Raw genomic sequence first — 16,453 nt, 5'->3', positions numbered from 1 at the left:
AGTACCCCTCGCCGATGCTGCGTCTGCTAGTGGTGCTCACGGTGGTGGTGGGGCTCAATTACATCGTGTGGCGGTGGCTGTTCTCCGTCAACTGGGACGCGTGGTGGATCGCCGTCCCCCTGGTGCTGGCGGAGACGTACAGCCTGGTCGACTCGCTGCTGTTCGCCTTCACGATGTGGCGGCTGCGCCGTCGTCCCCCTCCGCCCCCCGCCCCCGAGGGCCTCACGGTGGACGTGTTCATCACCACGTACAACGAGCCCATCGACCTGGTGCTGCGCACCGCCGAGGCGGCCGCGCGGATCCGGTACCCGCACCGCACGTGGATCCTCGACGACGGGTCGCGGCCCGAACTCGCCGCCGCCGCCCGGGAGCTGGGGGTGGACTACCTCACGCGCGCGGCGAGCTGGACCAACAAGCCCCGCCACGCCAAGGCCGGCAACCTCATCAACGCCCTCCTGCACACCGACGGCGAGTTCATCCTCATCCTCGACGCCGACCAGATCCCGGAACCGGAGATCCTCGACCACACGCTCGGGTACTTCACCGACGACGGGATGGCGCTGGTCCAGACCCCGCAGTACTTCACCAACGTCCCCGACTCCGACCCGCTCGGCAGCCAGGCGCCCCTGTTCTACGGCCCCATCCAGCAGGGCAAGGACGGGTGGAACGCGGCGTTCTTCTGCGGCTCCAACGCCGTGCTGCGTCGCGAGGCCCTCATGCAACTCGGCATCTCCGGCTACGTCACCGCCGTGGAGGACGGGGTGACCCGCGCCCTGCGCACCGCCGACCGGGTGGTCCGCCGCGCGCAGCGGTCGGTGCCGTCGGACCAGCCCGAGGTGGCGGAGGCGCTCAAGGGCGTCCGGCGTGCCGTCCGGGCCGCCCGGGCGGAGCTGCGCGGGGACGCCGCCCTGGCCGACGTGACGTACCGGTTCCAGCAGGAGGTCGACGCCGCCGCACGTGTGGTGGTGGACGCCGACGCGGGTGCGATCCGCGCGGACCTGGAGGCGATCGCCGCCCTGGACGAGCACGCCTCGGAGACCGTGCTGCTGGACGAGCTCATGCTCGACGAGCTGTCGGACCGGGAGTGGTCACCGCTCGGTGCGATCGAGTCCGTGCGGTCGCTCATCGCCGCCGTGGACGTGGACCGGGCCGACGAGGCCGAGCCCACCCAGGCCCTGGCCACGATCTCGGTCACCGAGGACATGGCGACGGCCATGCGGCTCCACGCGGCCGGGTGGCGCACCGCCTACCACCACGAGGTCCTGGCCTACGGCCTGGCGCCCGAGGACCCCAAGACCATGCTCACGCAGCGGCTGCGCTGGGCGCAGGGCACCATCCAGGTGATGTTGCGGGAGAACCCGCTGGTCCAGAAGGGGCTCACCCTGGCGCAGCGGCTCATGTACTGGTCCACCATGTGGAGCTACCTGTCCGGGTTCGCCGCCGTGGCCTACTTCGCCGCCCCCGTGATCTACCTCGTGTTCGGCGTGCTCCCGGTGCAGGCGTGGAGCGTGGACTTCTTCGCCCGACTCATCCCGTTCCTCCTCCTGAGTCAACTGCTGTTCTTCGTGGTGGGCCGGGGGACGCCCACGTGGCGCGGCCAGCAGTACAGCCTGGCCCTGTTCCCGGTGTGGATCATGTCCGTGTGGACCGCGGTGCGGAACGTGTGGTTCGGCAAGCCACTGGACTTCGCCGTGACCCCCAAGACCCGGCAGGGCCAGGACGCCACCCCGTGGCACCTGTTCCGCTGGCAGCTCGTGGTGATGGCGGCCCTCGTGGTGGCGGCCGTGATCGGTGCGGTGCGGCTGGCGCTCGGCGCGCACTCGGTGCTGGGGGTGGTGGCCAACCTCGTGTGGGTGGTGTTCGACCTGTTCATTCTCTCGGTGGTGTTCCAGGCCGCTCGCTACCGTGGTCCCCAGACAGAAGGAGCCTCATGACGACCTACGACACCCGGGAACTCGACCACAGTGTGGTGGTGCAGCCGACCGGGAGACTGAACATGGTCGCCGCGCCGCGGCTGCGGGAGCAGTTGCGGCAGTTGGTCGAAGGCGGGTCGAGGCATCTCGTGGTGGACCTCAGCACCACCGAGTTCATCGACTCCTCCGGGCTGGGGGCGCTCATCTCGGGGCTCAAGGCGGCTCGTCAGGCCGGGGGCGACCTGCGGATCGCCGCCCCCACCGAGCAGGTCCGCCGGGTGCTCACCCTGACCAAGCTGGACAAGGTCCTCACCGCGCACGAGACGGCGGAAGCCGCCTTCGATGGCCGCTGACGGTCGGTGGTTGCTCACCTCGTCCACCGACGAGGTCACCCTCGACCGCATCCTCGACCTGGTGGGTGAGATGACCACGTCCGGGGAGGTCGAGGAGGACGCCCGGATGCAGTTCGAGGTGGCCGTGGCCGAGATCGGCGCGAACATCATCGAGCACGCGGGCCGCGGGGGGACGGTCTCGCTCACGCTCGAGCTGGAGCTCACCCCCGATCGGCTCGAGGCGCGCTTCTCCGACGACGGCCACCCGGCCCGCGTGGACCTGCGAACCGTGGAGATGCCCGACGTCATGGCAGACCGCGGCCGCGGTCTGGCCATCGCGCTGGCCGCGCTCGACGAACTGGAGTACCGGCGCCGCGGCGGGAGCAACCAGTGGCGGCTGGTGTGTTACCGCGGGGACGACAACGACAACGACAACGACGACAACGACAACGAGGTCAGCGACCCCGACCGGTGACCATCTCGACGAGTCCGCGCACCGCGCCCTTGGCCATGTCGGCCTTGGAGAAGTAGTCCTGCCAACCGCACACCCGGCCATCGCGGACCTCGAGGCGGCCGCACACCCAGAAGCCGACGCGGAACCGCCCCACCCCCAGGTAATCGGTGCGCTCGGTGAGCACCACGACGGGGGCCGCCGGGTCGGTCGGGTCCGCGGGCGCCGACACCGCGAGGTGGTGGATCTCCACGCCGAAGCGGATGCTGCGGTTCATCGAGGAGATCGCGCCGACGACTGCGCGCTTGCCCCGGATGGTCGGCAGGCCGATGTTGGCCCACCAGACATCCTCACTGAGCAGGTCGGCGGCGCTGGCGGTGGAGCCGGACATCAGGGCGTCGAAGAACGTGCGGACCACGACATCGGGGTCGGTCCGGGTGCTGGTGGCTGCCATTGCGCAACGGTAACCGTCGCGGGCGGGGTCTGGGGGTCGGATCGCGGCGATCGGCTCTGGCACGATGAGGCGCATGACCTCAACCTCCCCCTCCGCCTCGCCAACCGACGCCCGAACCGACGCCCCCGCCGCCTCGACGCCTGGGCCCACCCTCGCTGCGCCCGCCCTCGCCTCGGCCGTCTCGTCGGACGGCACCGCGATCGCCTACCGCGTGCTCGGTGACCCCGCCGCCCGGCCGCTCGTGCTCATCCACGGTTGGGCGCAGTCGAGCGCGAGCTGGGGGCAGGACGTGCTGAACGAGCTGGCCCGGCGTTTCCGCGTGGTGGCGATCGACCTGCGCGGCCACGGGCATTCCGACGTCCCGGCCGGCGGCTACGACTCGGCACCGCAGTGGGCCGACGACGTCGAGGCCGTCCTCGACTCCGCCGGGATCACCGAGGACTCGGGCGCGATCCTTCTCGGCTGGTCCTACGGCGGGGTCGTGGTCGCGGACTACCTGGCCGCCCGCGGTGAGGGCCGGGTCGGCGGGATCGTGCTGTGCGGCGCGGTCACCTCGCTCTCCCGCTCGGCGGGCGGCGCGATCGGCCCGGCCATGAAGGAGGTCACCTCGGGCGGGGCGTTCGACGAGAAGCCGTCGGTCGCGCTGGCGGCGTTCACGAGCTTCGGCAACGCCATGATGCGCTCGGGATCGGGCCCGGACGGGCAGCGGATCCTGGGACTGTCGATGTCCACGCCGCCGGAGGTTCGGCAGGCGCTGCTCACCCGCAAGGTGGACAACGACGAAACCCTGCGCGGTCTGACGATCCCCGCGCTCGTCCTCCACGGCGCCCACGACGGGGTGGTGCTGCCCTCCGCCGGCCGGGCCAACGCCGAGATGATCCCCGGCGGCCGCTACGTCGAGTTCGCCGAGTCCGCACACGCGCCGTTCCTCGAGGAGACGCCGCGCTTCCTCGCCGAGCTCGACGAGTTCGCCGCCTCCCTGTAGCCATTCGCGACGGGCGGGCCCGGCGCGCTGGAGCCCACCTCGTCGTCGTCGTCACATCAGGGCGGCGGGGCACGGCCGACGTGCACCCCGGCGCGGGCAGGGGCACAATCGGACGGGTGACCGTAACCGACCTCGACCCCGGCGCCGCGCATCCCCTGCCCCGGCGCGTCGCGGTCCTGTCCTTCCACACCTCGCCGCTGGCCCAGCCGGGCACGGGCGACGCGGGCGGACTCAATGTGTACGTCCTGCAGACCGCGCGCCGATTGGCCCGCCTCGGCGTGGAGGTCGAGATCTTCACCCGCGCCACCCACTCGTCACAGCCGCCGGTCGAGCAGGCCGGCGACGGCGTCCTGGTCCGCAACATCGTGGCCGGGCCGTTCGAGGGACTGCGCAAGGAGGACCTGCCCACGCAGCTGTGCCCGTTCGTCGCCGGCGTGATGCGCGCGGAGGCCGGGCACGCGCCGGGGTACTACGACCTCATCCACTCCCACTACTGGCTCTCCGGCCAGGCCGGGCTGGTCGCGTCCGAGCACTGGGGCGTGCCGCTGGTCCACACCGCGCACACGCTGGCGGCGGTGAAGAACGCGGTCCTCGCCGAGGGGGACACCCCCGAGCCCGAGTCCCGGCGTATCGGTGAACAGCAGATCGTGGACGCCGCGGACCGGCTCGTCGTCAACACCACCGGCGAGCTGCGCGAACTCGTCGAGTACTACGACGCCGACCCCGCCGACGTCGACGTCGTCTCGCCCGGCGCCGACCTGGAGCAGTACACCCCCGGCACCCGGCGTGGCACCGAGCAGGCCCGCCGCGCGCTGGGGCTGGGGCAGCACTCCGAGGTGATCGCGTTCGTCGGCCGCATCCAACCGCTCAAGGCCCCCGACGTGATCGTGCGGGCGCTGGCCGAGATGGTGCGCGCCCAGCCCCGCCGCGACGTGCGGTTGCTCGTGGTGGGCGGGCCCAGCGGGTCGGGGCTCGAAAGGCCGCGTTCGCTCATGGACCTGGCCGAGGAGCTGGGTGTGGCCGACCGCGTGAGCTTCCTGGCGCCGCGCCCGCCGTCGGAGCTGGTGGACGTCTACCGCGCCGCCGACATCGTGGCGGTGCCGTCGTACTCCGAGTCGTTCGGGCTGGTGGCGCTCGAGGCGCAGGCGTGCGGCACCCCCGTCGTCGCGGCCGCGGTGGGCGGGTTGCCGACGGCCGTCGCCGACGGCCGGACCGGGATCACCGTCGACGGGCACGATCCGCGGGAGTGGGCGCGCGTGTTGTCGGGATTGTTGGACGACGACGAGCTGCGCCTGTCGATGTCGCGGGCCGCCCCGGTACACGCCTCCGGGTTTTCCTGGGACTCCACCGCCGACGGGCTGCTGTCCTCGTATGCGGGCACGATGGCCGCATACCGGGCCCGGCGTGCGGAGGCCACCGCGTCCTGATCTCCCGTCCGCGGGAGCCGCCGCGTCGAATCGCCTACGAGGCCCGGCCGACGCCTGGCCCGGCCGACGACAAGCCACAGCCGACGGCAAGCCACAGCCGACGACAGGCCCCAGCCGACGACAAGTCCCAGCCGACCACCCCGAAGGAGTCACGATGATCGACCCCACCGAGAGCAAGCGCATGGACGACGACGGGCCGGCCCCGCACCGGGACGATGTCGACGCCCCCACCGTCGAGCGGATCCGCAACTTCCTCGTGGAGCGGGAGATCGAGTCGACGCTGGCCGACGGACGCACCTTCGTCGTGATCCTGCCGGGGGAGAAGCGCCTCAAGACCGCGTGCCACCTGACGGTGAACCGGGAGAGCGTGCGCATCGAGGCGTTCGTCTGCCGCCGACCCGACGAGGACTTCGAGAAGGTCTACAACTACCTGCTGCGGCGCAACCGGCGGCTGTACCAGGTGGCCTACACGCTGGACAACAACAGCGACATCTACCTCGTCGGCCGGATGCCGCTGGTCGCGGTGACCGAGGAGGAGCTCGACCGCGTGCTGGGTCAGGTGCTCGAGGCCGCCGACCACGATTTCAACGTCCTCATCGAGCTGGGCTTCCACACCTCGATCCGCCGTGAGTGGGAGTGGCGCGTGTCCCGGGGCGAGCCGCTGCGCAACCTCGACGCGTTCCGCCACCTCACCGAGGACCTGCCCCAGCCCGAGTAGCCCGGGGCCGGGACAGCGCGCAGGTCAGGCGTTGATCTGCCGTGCGACCTTCTTGCGCAGGACCTTGCCCATCGGGTTGGTGGGAAGTGCGTCCATTCCGACGAACTCGCGCGGGACCTTGTACCCGGCCAGCGAGCCCTTGCAGTGCGCGCGCAGGGCGTCGGGGTCGAGTGTGGCGCCAGGCTCCGGCACGACCGCGGCGATGACCTTCTCGCCGCCGTCGGGGCTCGGGCGGCCCACCACGGCGCAGTCCGCGACGCCCGGGGCCGTGCGCAGCACCGCCTCGACCTCCGACGGGTAGACGTTGAACCCGCCGGTGACGATCATCTCCTTGATCCGGTCCACCACGTGGAGGAAGCCGTCGGAGTCCTGCACCACCACGTCGCCGGTGCGGATCCAACCGTCGTGGAAGGTCTCGGCGGTCGCCTTCTCGTTGCGCCAGTAGCCCGGGAACACCTGCGGCCCCTTGACCAACAGTTCACCGGGCTCGCCGGCCGGGACGTCGAGCGAGGGATCGTCCTTGTCGGCCACGCGGATGTCGGTGTCCGGGAACGGGACGCCGATGGAGCCGGCCCGCCTCGCCGTCGACATGGGGTTGCCGACGGTGATGGGGGAGGTCTCGGTCATCCCGTAGCCCTCCACGAGCAGACCACCGGTGGCGGACTCCCACTTCTCGATGAGTTCGGCGGGCAGGCTCATGGCGCCGGACAGCGAGTGCTTGATGCCGTGGAGGGAAATCTTCCGCCTGTCCGCCTCCTCGAGGATCTTGCTGTAGATCGGCGGGACGGCCGGGATGAAGGTGGGCAGGTCTTTCTTCATGATCGGCATGATGAGGTCCATGTCGGGGGTCGGCACCAGCTGCAGCCGCGCGCCGACCGCGATCCCGATCACCACGCACAGCGTCACCCCGTAGGCGTGGAACATCGGCAGGGAGGCCAGGAAGCGCTCGCGGCCGAACTCGAGCCCGGGCACCCACGCCTGGCCCATCTTCGCGTTGGCCACCAGGTTGGCGTGGGTGAGTACGGCGCCCTTCGGGGTGCCGGTCGTGCCGGAGGTGTAGAGGATCAGTGCGGGGTCCCCGGCCGCCGGCCGCGGGTACGAGAAGTCCAGCTCGGCGCCCGTCTCGAGGTCCGCCCAGTCCAGCGTGCCGGGGGCCGGCCGGGAGAGCTTGTCCCGGGCGGCGCGCAGTGACGGCACCGGCAGGTGCTTGAGCGCCAGCCTCTTGGCGGCGGGGAGCTCGTCGAGCAGGTCGACCGAGATGATGTGCTCGATCGCGGTGCCGGGCCGGTCGGCGAGGTCCCGCACCACGGGCGCGACGACGTTCCAGGTCACGACCACTTTCGCCCCGTGGTCGGCGAAGGGGCCCTCGAGCTCGTCGGCGGTGTACAGGGGGTTGTGCTCCACGACGATCGCACCGATGCGCAGGGCCGCATAGAAGACCGCGACGCCCTGGGGACAGTTGGGCAGCAGCACGGCGACGCGGTCGCCGCGGTCGACGCCCAGGCGCCGCAGGCCCTCGGCGGCGCGGCGCACCCGCCTGCCCAGGTCCGCGTAGGTCGTCAGGCGGCCGAAGAACTCGGTGGCGGGCCGGGACGAGTAGGTGCTCACGGCGTCGTCGAACTGGTCGATCAGCGTGGTGGTGCCGTAGTCGAGATCCTGCGTGGTCCCCGGCGTGTAGTGGACGGTCCACGGCCGCCCGGTCGATTCGGGGGTGTCTCCGGCGTGTGTGGTCATGTCTGCACCGTAGTCCTCGGAGCGCGGGTCATAATGGCCGTATGGCTTACGGAACACTCGTCCTCCTGCGTCACGGGCAGTCCACGTGGAACGCATCCAACCAGTTCACGGGCTGGGTCGACGTCGACCTCACCGATCTCGGTCGGGAGGAGGCGGTCCGCGGCGGCAGGCTCCTCGCCGAGGCGGGGATCCTGCCGGACATCCTGTACACCTCGCTGCTGCGTCGCGCGATCACCACCGCGAACATCGCGCTGGACGCGTGTGACCGTCACTGGGTCCCGGTGATCCGGCACTGGAAGCTCAACGAGCGTCACTACGGCAAGCTCCAGGGCCTGAACAAGGCGGAGATCAAGGACCAGTTCGGCGACGAGCAGTTCATGTTGTGGCGCCGCAGCTACGACACCCCGCCGCCGCCGATCGACCCGGACAATGAGTACTCGCAGACCTCCGACACGCGCTACTCCGACCTGCCGGAGGTGCCGTTGACCGAGTGCCTCAAGGACGTCGTGGACCGGTTCATCCCGTACTACGCCGCCGAGATCGCCCCCAAGCTCGCGGAGGGCAAGACCGTGATGGTGGCCGCGCACGGCAACTCGCTGCGCGCCCTGGTCAAGCACCTCGACGGCATCTCCGACGAGGATATTGCCGGCCTGAACATCCCCACCGGGATCCCGCTGGTCTACCACTTCGACGAGACCGGGCTGGTCGCCAACCCGGGCGGCACCTACCTCGATCCGGAGGCCGCCGCCGCGGGTGCGGCCGCCGTGGCCAACCAGGGCGGCAAGTAGTAGGTGAAGGCCCGGTGAACGGGTCGCGAACCCCCGGCAGCCTGCGAACTTCGCGCAGGTGGCCGGGGGTTTGGCGATTCGGGCGACGGAACGCCACACCGTAGGATCGGGGTCGTGCAGGTCAGTCTGGGGATCTTCCTCGCGATCGTCGCCGGGATCATCGGCTTCATCGCGGGCGGCTTCGTCGTCCCACTGATCCACCGACGCGGTGAGCGTCGGCGCGCGGAGCAGGCCGGGCCCAGCCGGCTGGATGTCCTGCGGGGCGTCTATCAGCAGGCGCCGTACGCACTGGCGGTCGTGGATCGCCACCAGGACGTGGTCCTCTACAACCGTCGTGCAGCGGAGTTGGGGATTGTCGATGACCGCCTGCTGGTGGAGCCGGTCTGGCGCGCGGCCCGGTCGACGTTCACGGACGGCCACCCCACCCGGTTCGACCTTCCCGCCAAGATGGCCCCCGGCCGCCGCCGCATCCCGTCGGTGAGCGGGCGCGGGGAGATCCTCGAGGGCAACGGTGAGCAGTTCGTCGTGGTCTTCGCCGACGACGACTCCGAGCACCGTCGTATGGAGGCGGCCCGCCGCGACTTCGTCGCCAACGTGTCCCACGAGCTAAAGACCCCGGTCGGGGCGATGGCGGTGCTCGCCGAGGCGCTGCTGGAGTCCAAGGATGACCCGGACTCGGTCGAGTACTTCGGCGGACGCGTGGTGAGCGAGGCCCAGCGGCTCGGCAAGATGGTCTCCGAGCTGATCGAACTCTCGCGACTGCAGGGGGCCGAACGGATCCGCGACCCTGAGCCGGTGGACGTGGACGACGTGGTGGCCGAGGCCCTGCGTCGGTCCGCGTCGGCGGCGGAGGCGGCCGGGATCGAGCTCATCACCGATGCGCCGTCCGGGCTGGAGGTCAAGGGGGACTGGACCCTCCTGGTCACGGCGGTGTCGAACCTCATCTCGAACGCCATCAACTACTCGCCCGACCACACCCCGGTATCGATCACCCGGGCCGCGACCGGGGACACCGTGACGCTGCGGGTGACCGACCGCGGGATCGGCATCGCCCCCGAGCACCAGGCCCGCGTCTTCGAGCGGTTCTTCCGCGTCGACAAGGCCCGTTCCCGCGCCACCGGCGGGACCGGATTGGGTCTGGCGATCGTCAAGCACGTCGCCCAGAACCACAACGGCGCCGTCAGCCTGTGGAGCCGCCCCGGTACGGGGTCGACCTTCACACTCGAACTTCCGGCTCATGTGGAGCCGGGTGGCGCCGGGGGGACCCCCGGCGCCGAGCACGCCGACCAAGGAGAGGACCAGGTGCCGTGACCAGGGTGCTGATCGTGGAGGACGAGGACTCGCTGGCGGATCCGCTGGCGTTCCTGCTCCGCAAGGAAGGCTTCGAGGTCACCGTCGCGGGGGACGGCCCGACCGCGCTGGAGAACTTCGAGTCCGACGGCGCGGACATCGTGCTGCTGGACCTCATGCTCCCCGGGATGTCCGGCACCGATGTGTGCAAGCGACTGCGGATGACGTCGACCGTCCCGGTGATCATGGTGACCGCCCGCGACAGTGAGATCGACAAGGTGGTCGGCCTGGAGTTGGGCGCCGACGACTACGTGACCAAGCCGTACTCGGCCCGCGAACTCATCGCCCGCATCCGGGCGGTGCTGCGCCGCGGCGCCGAGGCCGAGGCGGAGCCGGTCAGCGACATCGGCGTCCTGGAGTCGGGGCCGGTGCGGATGGACATCGAGCGGCACACGGTGCTGGTCCGCGGTTCGGCCGTCACGCTGCCGCTCAAGGAGTTCGACCTGCTGGAGTACCTGCTGCGCAACTCGGGCCGGGTCCTCACGCGCGGACAGCTCATCGATCGGGTGTGGGGGTCGGACTACGTCGGCGACACCAAGACCCTCGACGTCCACGTCAAGCGTCTGCGCTCGAAGATCGAGTCCGATCCCGGCAAGCCGGTGCACCTGGTGACCGTCCGCGGGCTGGGCTACAAGTTCGAGGGCTGACCGCCCCGCTGCAAATCCGCTAGCCTCCGTCCGGATCCGCTACCCCTACACGGGTAGCGGATCCGGAGTCGGAGTAGCGGATTGTGGACTGCCCCGGTCAGGTCTCGCTGGCTCGTTCGGTCTGCGCCCGCTCGGTCGCCGGGTGCACGGCCACGATCCCGAGCTGCCGCCGACGCCGGCACGCCGCGGCGAGCACCTCGTAGCACTGCGCGCCCAGGAGCTCGACGAGTTCGTCGTGCAGGGAGATGTAGACGGGGTCGACGCCGACGTGAGCCTCGGGCGAGCCTGTGCAGTACCAGTCGAGGTCCAGCCCGCCCGGGCCCCAGCCGCGGCGGTCGTACTCGCCGACGCGGGTGTGGAGGATCTCCACCTCGTCGGGACGGGTCTCCCATTCGCGGGTCACGTGGATCGGCAGCTGCCAACACACGTCCGGCTTGGACTCGGGCAGGCTCCGCCCCGTCCGCCCGGCCAGGTGGTGCAGGGCGCAGCCCGACCCGGTCGGCCATCCGACGTCGTTGAAGAATACGCACCTCCCGCCCAGGCGGCGCGTCCTGAGAGCGGGCTCCATCTCGCCGTCGTCGCCGGTCAGTTCGTCCTCCTCCAGCCACGCCTCCTGCGCGGCCCCCTCCGCCGCCGCGGCGGCGTGGGCGGCCTCACGGTGCTGCCATTCCTCCGGACGCAGCAGGGCGACGTTGGCCTCGAGCCGTTGCCGGTCGGCGTCGTCGGAGAGGAAGGCGCCGTGCGTGCAGCAACCGGAGTCGGGCTGGTCGCGTTCGATGCCGTGGCAGGCCGGCGTGCCGAAGACGCACGTCCACGACGAGAGCAGCCAGGTCATGTCGGCGGAGATCAGATGTTCGTCATTCGCGGGGTCGGGGAACGTGTACCACTCCCGCGGGAAGTCGAGGGGGACCTCGGGCTGAGGGGCGCCCGGGGTCGGGGGGCGTTCGGTGGCGGTCACAACCTGCGACCGTAGACCGTTTAGGGTGGTCGTGTGAGATTAGGTGTCCTGGACGTGGGAAGTAACACGGTCCACTTCGTGGTGGTCGATGCCCACCGGGGTGGTCATCCCACGCCCATGAACGATTCCAAGACCCGGCTACGCCTGATCGAGTACCTGGACGACGACAACAACATCTCCAAGACCGGCATCGCCCGGCTCATCGACGCGGTCAACGAGGCCGCCGAGCTGGCCGAAGCCACCAAGTGCCGCGAGGTCATGGCGTTGGCCACCTCCGCCGTGCGCGACGCGGCCAACTCGGACGACGTGTTGGCCAAGGTGGAGAAGGAGACCGGCATCGAGCTGCGGGTGCTCTCCGGTGAGGACGAGGCGCGCATGACGTTCCTCGCCGCGCGTCGGTGGTACGGCTGGAGCGCGGGGCGGATCATCAACCTCGACATCGGTGGTGGGTCGTTGGAGATGACCCACGGGGAGGACGAGCTGCCCGAGCAGGCGTTCAGTCTGCAGCTGGGCGCCGGCCGGCTCACCCACGACTGGTTCAAGACCGACCCGCCGGAGCGCAAGCGCATCAACCAGCTGCGTGACTACATCGACGCCGAGCTCGACGGGCCGGCCCGGGAACTCCGGGCGGCCGGTGAGCCCGACCTCGCGTGCGCCACCTCCAAGACGTTCCGTATGTTGGCCCGGCTCACGGGTGCGGCGCCGTCGTCGGATGGCCCGCGGGTGGACCGGGTGCTCACAGCCGCCGGTCTGCGGCAGGTGATCGCGTTTATCTCCCGCATGACGGCCGCCGACAGGGCAGAGTTGGAGGGCATCAGCTCCGACCGCTCGCATCAGGTGGTGGCGGGAGCGCTGGTGGCGGAGGCGTCCATGCGTGCGTTGGGTCTGGAAAGTGTGAAAATCTGTCCGTGGGCTCTGCGAGAGGGGCTCATCCTGCAGCGTCTCGACCGGGACGTGGGCGGCGACGGGAAGGGGAGCTGACGATGGCCGAGGATTCAGACGGTCAGCAGATCACCGTGGCGGAGCTGCTCAAGCGCATGGGCGCGGAGCAGCAGGACGCCCCGGCCGGGCGTCGGCGTCGCCGGGCCGACGAGGGCGGCGGACTCAGCGTCTCCGAGCTCACCGGTGAGATCCCCAAGATCACCGACGACACCGTGCTCAGTGGTCGCGCGGCGCGGCGTCGGGCGCGGGAGGCCGAAGAGGCCGCGGCCGCCGGTGGCGACGCCGAGCGGGACGCGGAGTCGGGTGCCGACGGTGGTGCCCCGACGGGCGCCGGGGAGACCCCGGGGACGACGACGACGAGGTCGTCCACCTCTGAGACCCCGCAGACCCCGCGGCCCTCGGGACGGCGGCGGGCCCCGGAGGCAGGGGCGCCCGCGTCCACGCCGGCCGGGTCGGCCGAGAAGTCGTCCGCCGCACCGACGCGCACCACCTCGCCGGCCCCGCAGCAGGCCCCGACGTCGTCGAGTCCGTCCGCGCGGACCCCGTCTGCGCCGACCCCGTCGCGCTCCGCCTCCGATGACGCCGGCCAGCAGGGAAAGCAGGGCGGTCTGCGCGGGCTGTTCGGCCGCAAGCGCAAGGATGCGGAGCAGTCGGGTTCCGACGCTCCCGCCACCCGCCCGACGCCCGCCGATCGTGGTGGCGTGGGGCCCGCCGGCGCCGCGGCCGCAGGTGTCGCGGGCGCCGCTGCTGCCGGTGTCGCCGGCACCGCAGCCCCGGGCTCGGGCGACAAGTCAGCTCCGTCCGCACCTGCCGGATCCGCAGGCAAGGCCGCGCCGGCCTCGTCCACCGCCCCGGCGGTCAAGCCCGGCACCGACAAGCCCGCCACCGCCAAGCCCGCCACCGGCAAGTCCGGTACCGACAAGTTTGCCGCGACCTCCGCCGCTCCGGCGGCCGACAAGCCCGCCGGGACCTCCGCCGCTCCGGCGGCTGACAAGCCCGCCCCCGCAGACAAGCCCGCCGCAGGGGCCGATGCCTCCGCATGGGGTGTGCCGTCGGGCAGTGGCTCGACCGCCCACCGCGCCCCCGAGGCGCCAGCCGGGCAGCCCGACGATTCCGACTCCGCCACGCGCGGGGGTGCCCTGGGTGCGGCGACCGCTGCCGCCGCCGGAGGTGCGGGGGTCGCGGGGATGGCCGCGGCAGTGGCCGGCGCGGGCACCGGCACCGAGCGGCCGAAGCGCGACGAGACGAAGTCCGGCGCGGCGAAGTCCGACGCGGCGCAGACCGAGGCGACGAAGGCCGGCGCAACGACAGCGGACCAGCAGCCGGTCGCCCGGCCCGGGGCCGACGCCCCCGTCGCCGACCGGACGAGCACAGACCAGCCCGGCGCCGACCGGGCCGACGCTCCGACCCCCGCACACGCGTCGCAGCAGACCCCGGCGGAGCCGGACAGCTCGCAGTACCGCGACGTCGACGACGCCCCCGGCGGAGCCGAGCCCGAGCGGTCGCCGGCGTCGCAGTGGCTAATCCTCGTCGCGCAGGTGCTCGCCTCCGCGGTCGCGGGCGCGGCACTGTTCATCGGCTTCCAATTGCTCTGGCGCGACCTGCCGTGGGTGGCCTTTGCGCTGGCGATCGTCGTGATCGTCGGACTGGTGGCCATGGTCCGCGTCCTGCGCAGGAGCAACGACTCCGTCAGCATCGCCCTCGCGGTGATCGTCGGCCTGGGCGTGACGTGCGGGCCACTCCTGCTCAGACTCGTCTCCTAGCCGCATCCCGGCCACGACCCGCACCCCGCCCGCGCCTGCTCCAGGTGCGGGCGGGGCCGTTTCAGCCGCGGTGCGCGAGCGGGAACCGGCGACGGGCAACCGAATCCCTCCCGCCGCCCATCCGATGTCGCTCCACCCACCGGATGCGATAGGTGGAGCGACATCGAATAGGCGGCGGTGGCGGCGAGCGCGAGTCGATGGGTGGCGCGAGCGGGCGGCCCCGTTCGACCGCGGCCGGCGGGCGGCCGCGCACGCGTGTGGCACTGTAAAGGGCATGACGAGAATCGCAGTGGTCGGTGGCGGACGCATCGGCGAGGCCCTCATCGCGGGACTCCGTGAGGCCGGGACCGAGCCGTCGGACATCGTGGTGATCGAGGCCGTGGAGGCCCGCGCCGAGCAGTTGGCCAAGAAGTACAACATCCTGTCCACCAGCCTCGACATCGGCTGCGAGGGCGCCGACGTGATCGTGGTGGCCGTCAAGCCCCAGGACGTGCCGGCGGTGGTCGGCCGCATCGGCGACGCCATCTCCGACAGCGTCCACGAGTCGATCGTGGTCTCGCTCGCGGCCGGCGTGCCGACGACCGTGCTGGAGAACAAGCTCAGCGCCGGCTCGCCGGTCGTGCGGGTCATGCCCAACACGGCGATGCTCGTCGGGCACGGCGTCTCCGCGCTCTGCAAGGGCCGCTATGCGCGCGATGAGCATCTCGAGCAGGTGTCCACGATCATGGAGAGCGTGGGCCTCGTCGTCGTCGTCACCGAGGCCCAGATGGACGCGGTGACCGCGGTGTCCGGGTCCGGCCCCGCCTACTTCTTCCTCATGGCGGAGGCGATGGTCGACGCCGGCGTGGAGCGCGGGCTGCCGCGCGACGTGGCGCTGAAGCTGGCGGCCGGCACGGCGCTCGGCGCGGGCGCGATGCTCACCGGCGGCGGCGAGGGACCCGCCGAACTGCGCTACAACGTCAGCTCCCCGGGCGGCACCACCGCCGCGGCGATCCGCAGGCTGGAGGCCGGGGGACTGCGCTCGGCGGTGGCGGACGCGGTCGAGGCGGCGGCGTCGCGGTCGCGGGCGTTGGCACTGGCCTCCACCGATGGCGACGACGACGACGAGATCGACTGACCCGCCACCCGGGCCCGTCGCCGAGGCGACCGAACGGGCCGGGTGTGCGCGTACCGAACCGACCCGCCGGGTGAGATGTGACCCACCCGGCGGGTCGCTCGTTTAGCACAAGCCCAGTTCAGGGCGGGTGAGGCGCGGATCGGGCGGCGTGTCGTCGATGTAATTCGCCCACTCCCGTCGCATTGATCACACCATTCACGCTAGGCTCATACCCAGCACGTGCGTGTCCGTACCGCAGGAGGGGAAGCCTGCGGCACGACGCGTGCCACGAAGGGTTGTGACGATGGCGACTACCGACAAGACCGATAGCGGCGCACAGGCGGCGGGGGGCTCGCAGTTCCTCACCGTGGCCGAGGTCGCCGCGCTGATGCGCGTGTCCAAGATGACGGTCTACAGACTCGTCCACTCGGGCGAACTGCCCGCCGTGCGGGTGGGGCGGTCGTTCCGGGTCCACTCCAAGGCCGTGCACGAGTACCTCGACACGTCGTACTTCTCCGCGGGCTGACGCACTGAACCGCCCCGGCGGGGCGGTGTCCGGCCCGTTTTCGTGGCCGCGGGGAGCGAGAGGTAGTCTGGACGGGTTCCGTCCCGGCTTTCGAGCTCGCTCTCAGGCGCCGGAGCGCAAGTCAAGGCCCTTCGCGGGCTGTAAGGCCCCAGACCAGTAGTCGACAGGTAGGTGACCCCGATATGGGTTCTGTGATCAAGAAGCGCCGCAAGCGTATGTCCAAGAAGAAGCACCGCAAGATGCTCCGCCGGACCCGCGTGCAGCGTCGCAAACTCGGTAAGTGAGTCCGGCGGCGCCTCGGTAGCGCCCGGACTCACGCCTGTAGCAGATGCCCGTCACCGACAGTGGTGGCGGGCATCGGTGTATTTC

Annotated in this window: 17 protein-coding genes; 14 read left to right on the top strand and 3 right to left on the bottom strand. The window is 71.3% G+C overall.

All coding sequences use genetic code 11. The features are described from left to right. Window positions 1-14 precede the first annotated feature (14 nt). From J1M64_RS03225 to J1M64_RS03215, 3 genes are read left to right on the top strand one after another with little or no spacing between them, the layout of a single operon-like run. A complete protein-coding gene (locus tag J1M64_RS03225; RefSeq protein WP_206472746.1) occupies window positions 15-1,934 on the top strand; it encodes a glycosyltransferase in 1,920 nt (639 codons plus the stop codon). Beyond that, window positions 1,931-2,266, top strand: coding sequence for an STAS domain-containing protein (locus J1M64_RS03220; RefSeq protein WP_206472744.1), 336 nt, complete (start codon window positions 1,931-1,933; stop codon window positions 2,264-2,266). The genes J1M64_RS03225 and J1M64_RS03220 overlap by 4 nt, the downstream gene beginning before the upstream one ends. After that, a complete protein-coding gene (locus J1M64_RS03215) occupies window positions 2,256-2,720 on the top strand; it encodes an ATP-binding protein (RefSeq protein WP_206472741.1) in 465 nt (154 codons plus the stop codon). The genes J1M64_RS03220 and J1M64_RS03215 overlap by 11 nt, the downstream gene beginning before the upstream one ends. Here the strand turns inward: J1M64_RS03215 and J1M64_RS03210 are convergent. Further along, a complete protein-coding gene (locus J1M64_RS03210; protein WP_154829827.1) occupies window positions 2,701-3,150 on the bottom strand; it encodes a limonene-1,2-epoxide hydrolase family protein in 450 nt (149 codons plus the stop codon). The genes J1M64_RS03215 and J1M64_RS03210 overlap by 20 nt on opposite strands. 73 nt (window positions 3,151-3,223) lie before the next feature. Here J1M64_RS03210 and J1M64_RS03205 point away from each other — a divergent pair, with 73 nt between their 5' ends. The 3 genes from J1M64_RS03205 (at window position 3,224) to J1M64_RS03195 (ending at window position 6,280) form a co-directional block, all read left to right on the top strand. Continuing rightward, a complete protein-coding gene (locus tag J1M64_RS03205; RefSeq protein ID WP_206472739.1) occupies window positions 3,224-4,135 on the top strand; it encodes an alpha/beta fold hydrolase in 912 nt (303 codons plus the stop codon). A 116-nt stretch (window positions 4,136-4,251) separates the two neighbouring features. Then, the gene (mshA, locus tag J1M64_RS03200) at window positions 4,252-5,562 is read left to right on the top strand and encodes a D-inositol-3-phosphate glycosyltransferase (protein WP_206472737.1); all 1,311 of its coding nucleotides are present in this window, start codon (window positions 4,252-4,254) and stop codon (window positions 5,560-5,562) included. 154 nt (window positions 5,563-5,716) lie between these two features. Next, on the top strand, window positions 5,717-6,280 hold the full coding sequence (locus J1M64_RS03195; protein ID WP_069389592.1) for a YbjN domain-containing protein: 564 nt from the start codon (window positions 5,717-5,719) through the stop codon (window positions 6,278-6,280). 24 nt (window positions 6,281-6,304) lie between these two features. On the opposite strand, the gene J1M64_RS03190 is transcribed toward J1M64_RS03195, so the two are convergent. Beyond that, window positions 6,305-8,014 (bottom strand): long-chain-fatty-acid--CoA ligase, encoded by a 1,710-nt coding sequence (locus J1M64_RS03190; protein ID WP_206472735.1) that lies wholly within the window; start codon window positions 8,012-8,014, stop codon window positions 6,305-6,307. Window positions 8,015-8,055: 41 nt separating this feature from the next. On the opposite strand from J1M64_RS03190, the gene J1M64_RS03185 reads away from it, so the two are divergent. The 3 genes from J1M64_RS03185 to J1M64_RS03175 all read left to right on the top strand — a co-directional run bounded on the left by J1M64_RS03185 (window position 8,056) and on the right by J1M64_RS03175 (window position 10,799). Continuing rightward, entirely contained in the window at window positions 8,056-8,802 is a 747-nt protein-coding gene (locus tag J1M64_RS03185) for a phosphoglyceromutase (protein WP_206472734.1), read from the top strand. A gap of 114 nt (window positions 8,803-8,916) precedes the next feature. After that, window positions 8,917-10,113 carry a cell wall metabolism sensor histidine kinase WalK gene (locus J1M64_RS03180; protein WP_206472733.1) on the top strand — a complete coding sequence of 399 codons (1,197 nt, stop codon included), beginning with the start codon at window positions 8,917-8,919 and terminating at the stop codon, window positions 10,111-10,113. Next, complete coding sequence (locus tag J1M64_RS03175; protein WP_206472732.1) at window positions 10,110-10,799, top strand: response regulator transcription factor; 690 nt, start codon at window positions 10,110-10,112, stop codon at window positions 10,797-10,799. Before J1M64_RS03180 ends, J1M64_RS03175 begins: the two co-directional genes overlap by 4 nt. A gap of 97 nt (window positions 10,800-10,896) precedes the next feature. Here J1M64_RS03175 and J1M64_RS03170 read toward each other — a convergent pair whose 3' ends face one another. Then, on the bottom strand, window positions 10,897-11,757 hold the full coding sequence (locus J1M64_RS03170) for a hypothetical protein (RefSeq protein WP_206472731.1): 861 nt from the start codon (window positions 11,755-11,757) through the stop codon (window positions 10,897-10,899). Window positions 11,758-11,790: 33 nt separating this feature from the next. Here J1M64_RS03170 and J1M64_RS03165 point away from each other — a divergent pair, with 33 nt between their 5' ends. The 5 genes from J1M64_RS03165 to J1M64_RS03145 all read left to right on the top strand — a co-directional run bounded on the left by J1M64_RS03165 (window position 11,791) and on the right by J1M64_RS03145 (window position 16,368). Continuing rightward, window positions 11,791-12,738: a Ppx/GppA phosphatase family protein gene (locus tag J1M64_RS03165; protein ID WP_182608845.1), complete on the top strand. Its 948-nt coding sequence runs from the start codon at window positions 11,791-11,793 to the stop codon at window positions 12,736-12,738. A gap of 2 nt (window positions 12,739-12,740) precedes the next feature. Next, on the top strand, window positions 12,741-14,462 hold the full coding sequence (locus J1M64_RS03160; protein ID WP_206472730.1) for a hypothetical protein: 1,722 nt from the start codon (window positions 12,741-12,743) through the stop codon (window positions 14,460-14,462). 274 nt (window positions 14,463-14,736) lie between these two features. Beyond that, window positions 14,737-15,579, top strand: a complete 843-nt coding sequence (gene proC / locus J1M64_RS03155) for a pyrroline-5-carboxylate reductase (RefSeq protein WP_096906784.1) — start codon at window positions 14,737-14,739, stop codon at window positions 15,577-15,579. 283 nt (window positions 15,580-15,862) lie between these two features. Then, window positions 15,863-16,084: a helix-turn-helix domain-containing protein gene (locus tag J1M64_RS03150; protein WP_067718677.1), complete on the top strand. Its 222-nt coding sequence runs from the start codon at window positions 15,863-15,865 to the stop codon at window positions 16,082-16,084. A 182-nt stretch (window positions 16,085-16,266) separates the two neighbouring features. After that, entirely contained in the window at window positions 16,267-16,368 is a 102-nt protein-coding gene (locus tag J1M64_RS03145) for a 30S ribosomal protein bS22 (RefSeq protein WP_003855542.1), read from the top strand. Window positions 16,369-16,453 lie beyond the last annotated feature (85 nt).

The sequence above is a fragment of the Dietzia sp. KRD202 genome (genome assembly GCF_017168155.1).
Classification (GTDB): Bacteria; Actinomycetota; Actinomycetes; order Mycobacteriales; family Mycobacteriaceae; genus Dietzia; species Dietzia kunjamensis.
This window is presented reverse-complemented; position numbering and strand designations above follow the sequence as displayed.